6 protein-coding genes and 1 pseudogene are annotated in these 11,018 nt (G+C 36.7%); 3 read left to right on the forward strand and 4 right to left on the reverse strand.

What is annotated here, in order from left to right; all coding sequences use genetic code 11:
- Window positions 1-8: 8 nt before the first annotated feature.
- From LS65_RS10475 to lpxD, 4 genes and pseudogenes are all read right to left on the reverse strand, one after another.
- The gene (locus LS65_RS10475; protein WP_419471485.1) at window positions 9-755 is read right to left on the reverse strand and encodes a methyl-accepting chemotaxis protein; all 747 of its coding nucleotides are present in this window, start codon (window positions 753-755) and stop codon (window positions 9-11) included.
- A pseudogene (locus tag LS65_RS10480) lies at window positions 750-2,105 on the reverse strand (Cache 3/Cache 2 fusion domain-containing protein); the annotation flags it as partial. The pseudogene LS65_RS10480 and the gene LS65_RS10475, both read right to left, overlap by 6 nt.
- Window positions 2,106-2,124: 19 nt before the next feature.
- Window positions 2,125-3,513, reverse strand: a complete 1,389-nt coding sequence (locus LS65_RS07550) for an SLC5/6 family protein (protein ID WP_034363126.1) — start codon at window positions 3,511-3,513, stop codon at window positions 2,125-2,127.
- Between the two features lie 33 nt (window positions 3,514-3,546).
- Window positions 3,547-4,530 (reverse strand): UDP-3-O-(3-hydroxymyristoyl)glucosamine N-acyltransferase, encoded by a 984-nt coding sequence (gene lpxD, locus LS65_RS07555; RefSeq protein WP_138129825.1) that lies wholly within the window; start codon window positions 4,528-4,530, stop codon window positions 3,547-3,549.
- A 145-nt stretch (window positions 4,531-4,675) separates the two neighbouring features.
- Between lpxD and LS65_RS07560 the strand changes: the two genes are divergently transcribed.
- The 3 genes from LS65_RS07560 to LS65_RS07570 are packed head-to-tail and all read left to right on the forward strand — an operon-like array spanning window position 4,676 to window position 11,018.
- Complete coding sequence (locus tag LS65_RS07560) at window positions 4,676-6,298, forward strand: saccharopine dehydrogenase family protein (protein WP_034361176.1); 1,623 nt, start codon at window positions 4,676-4,678, stop codon at window positions 6,296-6,298.
- A 29-nt stretch (window positions 6,299-6,327) separates the two neighbouring features.
- A complete protein-coding gene (locus LS65_RS07565; protein WP_034361175.1) occupies window positions 6,328-7,026 on the forward strand; it encodes a hypothetical protein in 699 nt (232 codons plus the stop codon).
- Between the two features lie 14 nt (window positions 7,027-7,040).
- Entirely contained in the window at window positions 7,041-11,018 is a 3,978-nt protein-coding gene (locus LS65_RS07570; RefSeq protein WP_034361174.1) for an Eco57I restriction-modification methylase domain-containing protein, read from the forward strand.

The raw sequence follows: 11,018 nt of genomic DNA on the forward strand, positions 1-11,018 counted from the left end.
GTTTTGTATTAGAATTTTTTCTTCTTCACATCATCAAAAATCTTATGGGCAATAGTATTCACCGAATTACTAATGTTTTGAGAATGATTTGCAATTTCCACATTTTGTGAATTTGCATTCTCTAGTTGTGAGACAGCATCATTAATCTGTCCTATTCCTAAAGTTTGCTCCTTAATAGACTCGCTCATTTCATTTACACCTTGAACCAAAATATTAATATTTGCCTCAATTTCAGAAAGCGATTTGCCTGTGCGTTCAGCAAGCTTCCTCACCTCATCTGCAACAACAGCAAATCCTCTTCCGTGTTCTCCAGCTCTTGCTGCTTCAATAGCTGCATTTAATGCTAAGAGATTTGTTTGGTCTGCTATATCTCTAATCACACTTACAATATTGCGAATATCATTAGCTTGACTACTTACATCATTGGCACGTCCAGAAATGCTTTCCATAGAAGCATTCATTTGTTCCAATGCTTGGGCAGTCTGTCCCAATGCTGAAGCTTGCTTATGTGAGCCTTCGGTGAGATTATAAACGGCTTGTTTTAAGTCTTTTGCGCTTACTTCTAATTCTTTGGCAAATTCCGATGAAGTATGAAGCATTTCTCTAATACTTGAACCCAAAGCGTTCGTAGTGGTTTCTACTTCTCCGTGTGCATTCTCAACTTGAGTAGTAAAATCTAAATCAATGTATGACTTAAACACGCTCGAAATCTCATTCATATCCTGTCCAATTTTATTTTGTAAGGTATCTAGCATTTGATTAAGCACACTTTTGAGTTCTAAAAGCTGTGGATTATGTGGATTCTCTACGATTCTAGCAGTAAAATTACCACTTCCTATATGATTTGCCACATCAATAAATTGCTGCACTGCTTGTTTATCAGTCTGCAATCCTTTTTCTGTTTTTTGTATATTTTCATTAATAGCAATACATATATTTCCAAGCTCATCTTCTGCTTTGGGATTAAGCAAACTCGGGGGCTGTTGTTTCTCATAGTTAAGATATTTTAAAAAATCAAAAAGCAAATCAGAAATACTTTTTACTCGTGCAAGTAGAAAAAATTTAATCGTCATAAAAGAAGCAATGAGAATAGCACAAGCCAAGATAATAATCCCAAATACAATAATAAGTTCAATTTTTTCATTAGCCGAAGTAAAATCTTTCATTAAAACTTCAACCACAATATATAAATCAAGCTCGGCATTATAATCCACATAACTTTGATAATCTTTTCCATTAAGAGAGTAAGAAATTTCCATTTTAGGCTTGAGTGTTTTTAAATGTGCAAAATCACTAGGCTTACCTTCTCCACCGAGAATAAATGTGTCTTGTGTTTTATCAAAAATGATAATTTTTCCTCTCTCCCCTATATGAATATCCCCTAATTTTTGTGCAATTAATTCATATGCATCTCCCAAATCATATGCAACAAATAAAATACCTATGACTTGATTATTTTCATTTAAGATGGCTTCATAAATAGACATATAATCCTTGCCCACAAGATGCACTTTGCCACGAAATATACTTGGATTGGGCTTTGTCATTTCAGCAAAAGCTGGGTGAGATTTACCAAGTGGTGTGCCTACCATTCTATTGCCTTGTGCATCTTTGAGTGAGGTTGCTATGCGTATGAAATCATCACCACTTTTGACAAATATAGTTGCCACACCACCGACTAAATTTGAAAACTTATCAACAAGTTCTGTATTACCCACAAGATTCACGCCATTGTAATACAAGGTAGGCACATCTTTATCACCAAATCTCATAGTGTCGCCGATTCTGTAACTATTTTTTCTTAAAGCCCCATACAAAGCTGTTAAATCATTTTTGAAAAACTTTAATGAATTTTCGCTTTCGTTAATGATTTGTTGAGAAGTAACTTGAAAATTACCCTCTACTATGGAAGCCACTTGGTTGATTTGCAATTTGGCTTGCGCTTGTGTAGTATTCCCCATTATCCATTGAACAAACAATATAAGTGGAACAGCAACCACCACAACAATAACAGCTTGAACAAATGAAAATTTTGCACCTATGGATAATTTATTCCACATAGAATTTACCTTCCTCACCCCGATTTTTGAAATAAAACTTAACATAATATAGCATATGAATATCTTATAATATGAGCTTATAAGTAATAGTAAATATTGTTAAAAGCCCTGTTATAAAGACAAAAGCATCAAGGGCTGGATTCTTAAATTGCTTCATCTTAGATACGGTATAAATAGCAATGATAGGCATAAGAAAAAGGATAGCTGCGATAATCGGACCTCCTAAATCCTCAATGAATCCTAAAACGCTTGGATTGATATAGGCAGTAACAAGCATAATAACATACATTACAAATGTGCATATTGCTGCGATAAGCCTAAGGTTTGGCTCTTTATTACCTACAATTTTGCAACATTTCCTTACAATACCATATGCACCCTCACGCGCACCAAAATAATGCCCAAAAAATGAACTAGAAATTGCCAAAAATGCAATCAAAGGACCACCATAGGAAATCAATGGATTGTCAAGTTTATTGGCAAAATATGAAAGCACAGGGATATTTTGTGCTCTAGCTTCTATAAGCTCTTGTGGCGATAGAGAAAGCACGCAAGAGATAACAAAAAACATCACAAAGATAAGAAGCATAATTAAAGTGCGCAAAAGTATAGAATCTGATTGTGCGATAGCATTTTCTCCATATTCGCGTTTAACACTTAATGCAAAGGTAGAAATTGCAGGAGAATGATTAAAGGAAAACACAAGCACAGGGAGCGTGAGCCATACAATTATCAAAAAATCTTTCATATCGGGCACGAATGTAATATTTTCAAGATTCCAATGAGGAATAAGATAGAGTGAAAATACAAATAAAATAGCGCAAAGAGGATATACAAGCCATTGACACACTTTTATGATAAGCTTTTCACTAAAAAGCATAATAATCATAAAGGCACTTACCAAGATAAAAACAAGCCCAGCTCGCCAAAATGGTCGCAAAGTAGCATAATTTTCAGATTGAAGCTTAAGAAGTGTTCCGGTTTCGCTTTGTTGGAGAAAACTATATGGGTCATAGTAAATGCTTTGTATGAATCCTGCTAAAGTCCCAAGTGGAGCAACTTTAGGGTGATTTTCATTAATAATTGGGAGAATCTGATGGTAAATAAAACTTTCAAATGTGTTTGTAATACCCACACAATATGCAAGACAAATAGGAAAAATTGCAAAAAAATAGAGAATTGAAATGAATATACTCACATTGCGACCAAAATATTCTTCAGCAGCGTAGGTAATATCTTTATCATTACCATTTGCTTGGCATACAAAACGACTAAGTGCGCGATGACTAAGATAAACCATAGGAAATATAATAAAACACATTGCTATTACAGGCCAGATTCCCCCTCCACCTGCTTTAATGGGTAGATATAAAATCCCAGCACCCACAGCTGTTCCAAAAAGAGAAATCACCCAGCTTGTATTAAAGCTATTCCATTTACTTGTTGTATTCATTGCATTTTCCTTTAAAATAATGATATGTTTGGCTCATTGTGGCTTTTTAGAATCTTTTTTTATCAATCTACGCAATGAAACATAGAATTTCATCCACTCACTTAGCTCCATAAGTGGGTGTCCTCCCCATTTGGTATGTGGAGGCAAATTTTTGCCTACTGCGCCGCGTCCAGCAACCTGCACAAAATCGCCAATATGGATATGCCCTCCTGTGCCAGCTTGTCCGCCCATTATGACATTTCTACCTGTGGTTGTAGAACCAGCCAAACCCACTTGTGAAACTAAAATACTATGTTCCCCAACCACGCAGTTATGCCCTATTTGCACGAGATTATCAATTTTTGCACCCTTTTTGATAATTGTCTCCCCAAATACAGCTCTATCAATCGTATTGTTTGCACCAATTTCCACATCATCTTCTATAACAACGCGTCCATTGTGCTCTATTTTAATATGCTTACCATCATTTGTATGCGCATAGCCAAAACCATCACAGCCTATTATGCTTCCTGCGTGGATATTTACACGATTACCAATAATACTATCACGATAAATGACAACATTAGGATAAATTTTACAATGCTCCCCAATGCTGACATTATCGCCAATAACGACATTTGGCATAATTATACTATGCTCCCCAATGCTGACATTATCGCCAATAACGACATTTGCACCTATTTGAATATTGTTTGAGCGGGGATTTTGAGTAGTGAGCGTGAAACAAGGTGCAGCAAAAAGCTGTGAAAGTAAGGCAAAGGCAAGATGTGGATTCTCGACTACAAGAGGTTGAATATGCGAAGGGACTTTCTCAAGCAAATGAGGGCGGATAAAAACAGCACCCACTTTAGAATCTACAAGATTACTCAAGTATTTATCTTGGTCTATATAACTAATTTGCGTAGATGTAGCAGATTCTAAAGGAGCAATACCACTTAATTCAAAATCGTTTTCTATGGTATTTTGTAAGCTAAGATAGCCTTTAAACGCTGTATCTATGGCAAGTGAGAGAAGCATATATATCCTTTGGCTAAAGATAAAATGTAATCATAACATAAACATTACAGAATCTAGGGCTGCAGCGGTGAAATTTAGCTAGATTCAAGGATTTGGTGTATAATGATATATCAAAGTAGTGATAAAAACATACAAAGGAGAGATTATGGCTGTTGTTTTACAAATCGGAGCAGGAGGAGTTGGAGGCGTTGTTGCGCACAAAATGGCGCAGAATCGTGAGGTGTTTTCACGCATTATTTTGGCTTCACGCACATTGAGCAAATGCAAGGCAATCGCAGATTCTATTCGCGCCAAAGGCTTGGGTGAAATTGAGGTGGATGCAGTAGATGCGGACAATGTGGAATCCCTTGTGGCTTTGATTGAAAAATATCGCCCAAAGCTCGTGGTGAATGTCGCGCTTCCTTATCAAGATTTGGCGATTATGGAGGCGTGTTTGCGCACAAAGACGCATTATTTGGACACCGCAAACTATGAACACCCCGATTCCGCGCATTTTGAATATAAGGAGCAATGGGCGTATGACACGCGCTACAAGGAAGCTGGAATCTTTGCTTTGCTTGGTAGCGGCTTTGACCCGGGTGTTACGAATGTCTTTTGTGCATACGCGCAAAAGCATTATTTTGACACAATAGAGAGCATTGATATTTTGGATTGTAACGCTGGAGACCACGGCTATGCGTTTGCAACAAACTTTAATCCTGAAATTAATTTGCGTGAAGTGAGCTCCAAAGGGCGATTTTGGGTGAAAGATTCTCAAAGTCAATATGCCCAAAACTTTGACCTCTCTCGTGATAGTATTTATCGCAAATTTGAGCGAGTAGAGAAGCATTTTAAATTAGAATCTAACACACAGGATTTGCAGGTAGTGGATTATGCAGGGGGGCAATGGCGCGATATTCCGCCTCTTGCGCTAATGAAAGAATGGGATTATCCTGAAGTGGGTGTGAAAAACAGCTATTTGCTCTACCACGAGGAGCTAGAATCGCTTGTGCGCAATATCAAGGGACTAAAGAGAATCCGCTTTTTTATGACCTTTGGAGAATCCTACCTCACGCATATGAAATGTTTAGAGAATGTTGGGCTTTTGCGCGTGGATTGCGTGGAGCATAAGGGGCAAAAAATCGTGCCAATAGAGGTGCTAAAGACGCTTTTGCCCGACCCTGCAAGTTTGGCAAGTCGCACAAAAGGCAAGACAAATATCGGCTGCTACATTAAGGGTGTGAAAGACGGAGTGGAGCGCACGATTTATATCTATAATGTGTGTGAGCACGAGAAATGCTATGCGGAAGTGAATGCGCAAGGCGTGAGCTATACCACAGGTGTGCCAGCAATGATTGGGGCGAAGCTTATTTGCGAGGGCAAATGGGGAATAGATTGCGCGAAAGTTGCAAATGGTGCAAATAATAGTGATATGCCAAAAGGTGGGGAATATCAAGGAATTGATAATGCGCTAGAGTTGCAAAATGAAAACAATAAGAATTGTGCGGAAGTGGCAAGTCGTGATAGAAATTCTAAGATTGTAGATGAGAAATCGGGGTTGCGCAGTTGCGAATGCGGAGATAAGACACAAGCGTCTATCGCACAAATGAGCGACAAGCTCTCCGATTTATCGCTACAAGCTGAATTTCAAGGAAGTGGTGTGTGGAATATGGAGCAAAACGACCCCGACCCCTTTATGCAGGAGCTAAACAAGCAAGGGCTGCCGTATGTTGTGCTAGAAATAGAATCTAATGGCGAGACGAAAGTGCTAGAAGATGGGAGAGAGTGAAAAAATATTACAACTAAAAAGGAGGTGGAATGGAAAATAAACGCAAATATGACGAATTTTATTATAGTGCAGACAGTAGCATTGTGTCATTTAATAAACTCAACGAGGAAAATTGCTATTCCTATGAGCATAAAATATTTTGCCCCGATTGTCGTAAGGCTGCATTATCTTATGTGCGTAATATTACAACACCACATTTAAAGCAAAAGCCAAGCACTCCACACCAAGAAAATTGTCCATATAGATATAAAGCTGCTTCTAATAAAATGACTGAAAGCTATATAGAAACATTAAACGACACGCAGATTAAACGCAAACTAGATTCAATGCTGCGATATTTATGCACAGACAAAAGCATAAGACAGACTTATTTATCGGGCAATACAATGCAAGATAATCCAATGTTAATTCATAATGCAACAGAAGCGACTAGAACCTACAACACACTAAGGAGAAAAAGCTTGGGAGTATATTTTACAGAGGAAGATAAAGGTAAAATTTATGTATTTTATGGGAAAGGAAAACTGAATCTTGTCCCTAAAAAAGATTATGCTTTTTTAGAAATTTCAGCAGGAAACAACAAGTTTTCAGTCTATCGTTCAAAAAGCCTTATCCCTAATGATATAGAGGAAAATACAGAGTATTACATTGTTTGCATAGGTTACTTAAAAGATATATTTAAAATAGAACTATTAAAATCAAATTGTTTAAAATATCAAAAAGTCTAAGATGAGGAGTAACAATGCAAAACTTCCCTTTTCTTAACAACAACCTCTTTACTACCTACACACTAGAAGTAGATTTTCCGCACATTTATGAATTTGATAAAAATAAGCAAAAAGCACAAGCTGCCCTAGATTCTATCAAAGCACTTTATGATAAAGCGAAGTTTTTAAAGCAAAATGAACATCAATTTGAAGATGATTTTATTGCTAAAGTATTGGAGATTCTAGGTTGGGAGTTTATCCGCCAAGATGAAAAAATCATTCAAGGCAAGTTAGAAAAGCCAGACTTCTTACTTTTTAGCAATACAAATTCTAAAAAAGCCTATGAAAGCATAGAAAAAGGGCAAAGACAAGCTACAAACGCCCATATATCGGTGATTTTAGAATCCAAAGCCTACAATGTAGAAGTGGATAACAAAAAAATCAAAGATAATCCACACTTTCAGCTTTTGCGCTATTTAAGCAATCTTAAGCTTGATTTTGGATTTCTTACCAATGGTAGAATTTGGCGATTTTATGATAATTCTAAACTTAGCAGTCAAAAAGTCTTTTATGAAATCAACCTTGAAATGATTGTAGAATCTAACGACACGCAAGGCTTTAACTATTTTTATCACATATTTCACGCAAACAACTTCACAAAGCCAAATACAGAATCCAAAAATACAATCACAGACATTCTTAATAAAAACAATCAAGCCAAAATCAATATAGAGGACGACTTGCAATCACTCATTTATGGGATTAATGGCAAGGATTCCTTGTTTGAGCAAATCGGCTCTTGCATTTATGCTAAAAATCCTAATGTCAAGCTAGAAGACATTTATCAATCCTCGCTTTATTTTATCTTTCGTCTGCTTTTTATCGCTTATTTTGAGGATAAGTTTGACGCGATTCTCTTAAAGCATTCAAGTTTTAAAGAGCACATTAGCCTTTACACTCTGCTTGAAAAGCTTAAAAACAAACAAGAGAATTTAGCGCAAAGTTATGGTGGTTTAAGTGACTTAGAGCAGATTTTTAGAATCTACAATGAAGGCAATCCAAACCTAGATATGCCAATCTTTAATGGCGGACTTTTTGATGAAGCCAATGCTCCACTTTTAAAAATGCCTAAAATCTTCAACGATAAGGATTTAATGGACATTTTAGATTCTTTATTTAATTATCAAAGCACAGATACGCAAAATACGCTTTTTAGGAGAGATTATCGCACCTTGAGCGTAGCGCACTTGGGCACGATTTATGAGGGCTTACTCTCTTACTTTTTTGCCATTGCAGAAGAGGAGATTTTCTACCTTGTCTATGCACCCAAAAAGGGCAAGGGCAAATTAGATTCTATTGAGGGCTACTTTGATAGTTATGATTATGCAAAAATTAAAAAAGATTCCACAATCCACCGCCAAGCTACCTACAAAAAGGGGCAAATCTATCTCAAAAACACGAGCAATTCCCGCAAAAGCACTGCGAGTTTTTACACGCCCGATTCTATTACCAAATTCCTTGTTCAATCCGCCCTAAAAGACAAACTCAATGATAACAATATCTTGCATTTTAAAATCCTAGATAATGCCTGTGGAAGCGGACATTTTCTCGTAGAAGCCTTAAACCAAATCACGCAAATCGTGCAAGAGGATTTTGAATCTTTCCCTGCGCTTAAAAGCGTGTATGAGCAAGAAAAACAAGCAGTGCAAAATAATATTTGTGCCTTTATCAAAGGCTATGAAGCCGATGAAAGCGATATTTTGAAGCGATTGCTTTTAAAACGCGTGATTTTTGGAGTGGATTTAAATCCCTTTAGTATAGAGCTTACGAAACTCTCCTTATGGATAGATAGCTTTATTTTTGGCACACCCCTAAGCTTTTTAGAGCATCATATCAAATGCGGAAATGCGCTTATTGGCACGAATATAAAGGAATTTAAGGATTACTATCATACATTACAAGCAAAAATGAGTAAGCAAAAGGGTAAAAAATCGGGGCAGAGTTTGCTTATCTATAATTTTTTAAATGAATTCCAAATTTTAAGCGAAGTTTTCGCAAAGCTAGATTCTATCAAAGACACCACAGAAGAGCAGATTAAAGAGAGCAAGAGGCTTTATAAAGACGAGATTGCTCCCACACTAGAAAAGCTTAATTTGTATTTAAATATGCTCAACAGCAGAAGTTTTATGAATGCGCAGGAGCTAAAGCTTTTTTATGCACTCACACAAAGTGATAATATAGAAAAACTAGCAGATACTAAAGAGTATGAGGGCTTAAAGAAAGCAATCCAAGCTTATGCTAAGGAATTTAGCTTTTTTAACTATGAGATAGAATTTCCTGAAATTGTAGATGTAAAATCTAGCTCTTTTGTAGGATTCCAAGCCATTGTAGGCAATCCCCCTTGGGATAAGACAAAATTTAGTGATAGCGACTTTTTCCCGCAATATCAAAGCAACTACCGCACCCTAAGCAATAGCGGTAAAAAGGAGGTGCAAGATAATCTCCTAGCCAAAAGCTATATCAAAAAGGAATATGAAGCAACCAAAGCCTTTGTAAGCGTGCAAAATGAATATTACAAGGCACATTTTCCGCTAAATGTAGGCAGTGGCGATGGCAACTTGTTTCGCTTTTTTGTAGAGCGCAACTTAAGCCTTTTAGCTCCTAATGCCTCGCTAAACTATGTCTTGCCAAGTGCACTTATGCTAGAGGAGGGAAGCTATACTTTACGCAAAGAGATTTTAGAAAACAAAACATTGAAGTATTTTTATAGTTTTGAAAATAGAGAGGGAGTATTTAATGATGTTCATCGCAGTTATAAATTTGCGCTGATACAAGTAGTAAATGCGAAGCCAAAGCCAAAACACACGATTCAAACAATGTTTTATAAAACAAGTATTGAGGAAATTTACGATAAATCAAACATTATCCCGCTTACCCCGCAAGATATTAAAGCTTTAAGCCCCAATCAACTCGCCCTTCAAGAAGTGCGTAGTCAAAAAGATTTAGAGATTTTACAAAAATGCTATGCTGCCTTTGCTCCGCTTAATTCTCTTGATATGAGGCGAGAGCTAGATATGACCAATGACAAAGAGATTTTTTTAGATTTTCGTAATGAATTACATATGACCAATGACAAAGAGATTTTTTTAGATTTTCGTAATGAATTACATATGACCAATGACAAGCACTCTTATGTGCCTCTCTATGAGGGCAAGATGATAAACCAATTTGACGCAGAGGCAACTCATCCGCAATATTTTTTAAATATTGCGGATTTTGATAGGCGACTAAGGAGCAAGGAGATTTACCGCTTAAAGCAGGATTTAGGCATAGATAACAAAGAATATGAGAGGCTTTTAGAATCTGTATATCCCAAAATGAGCAAAGAGAAAGCAGAAGATTCCTTTATCGTGTATGACAGGCAGTTTTACCGCTTAGGATTTCGTGCGATTGCAAGTGATACCAATGAGCGCACTTTGATTTTTTCACTTTTGCCAAAGAATTGCGGGTTTGGGAATAGCATTTGGAGCAGTGTGCCAAAAATCTATATACAAGAGAATGGGACAATCACTCATCGCAAAGTAAGTCATTTAAGAATCTGCTTTGCACTTGGAATCTTTAATTCTCTCATAGTGGATTTTATTACAAGAGGAATGGTGCAGATGAATGTAAATAAAACTTACCTAGAGCGAATCCCATTGCCTCAACCTAGCGATAAGGAAATTGTAGAAAATGCAACTTATTTATCTATCGCCAAGAACGCCTTAATCTTGCAGCTTTATAACGATAAAGCAGGGCATTTTAAGGAATTGCAAGAGGAATTTAAGATTTCACAAAATGCAATTCCAAAAACTTCTAAACTCTATGATGAACTCAAAGCAAAGCAAGATATTGCCATTGCCAAGCTGTATGGATTAGACAAAGAGGAGTTTTGCTATGCTTTAGAATCTTTCAAGGTTTTGCAAAAGCAAAAATCCGAATACATCGCCTTGCTTAAAAATTCTTGGGAGTGA

The organism is Helicobacter japonicus (assembly GCF_000762845.2).
GTDB lineage: Bacteria > Campylobacterota > Campylobacteria > Campylobacterales > Helicobacteraceae > Helicobacter_C > Helicobacter_C japonicus.

Bases quoted from the DNA above. Each gene is read 5' to 3' on its own strand.
- LS65_RS10475 (WP_419471485.1), bottom strand. From the start codon at position 755: ATGCTAGATACCTTACAAAATAAAATTGGACAGGATATGAATGAGATT.
- LS65_RS07550 (WP_034363126.1), bottom strand. From the start codon at position 3,513: ATGAATACAACAAGTAAATGGAATAGCTTTAATACAAGCTGGGTGATT.
- lpxD (WP_138129825.1), bottom strand. From the start codon at position 4,530: ATGCTTCTCTCACTTGCCATAGATACAGCGTTTAAAGGCTATCTTAGC.
- LS65_RS07560 (WP_034361176.1), top strand. From the start codon at position 4,676: ATGGCTGTTGTTTTACAAATCGGAGCAGGAGGAGTTGGAGGCGTTGTT.
- LS65_RS07565 (WP_034361175.1), top strand. From the start codon at position 6,328: ATGGAAAATAAACGCAAATATGACGAATTTTATTATAGTGCAGACAGT.
- LS65_RS07570 (WP_034361174.1), top strand. From the start codon at position 7,041: ATGCAAAACTTCCCTTTTCTTAACAACAACCTCTTTACTACCTACACA.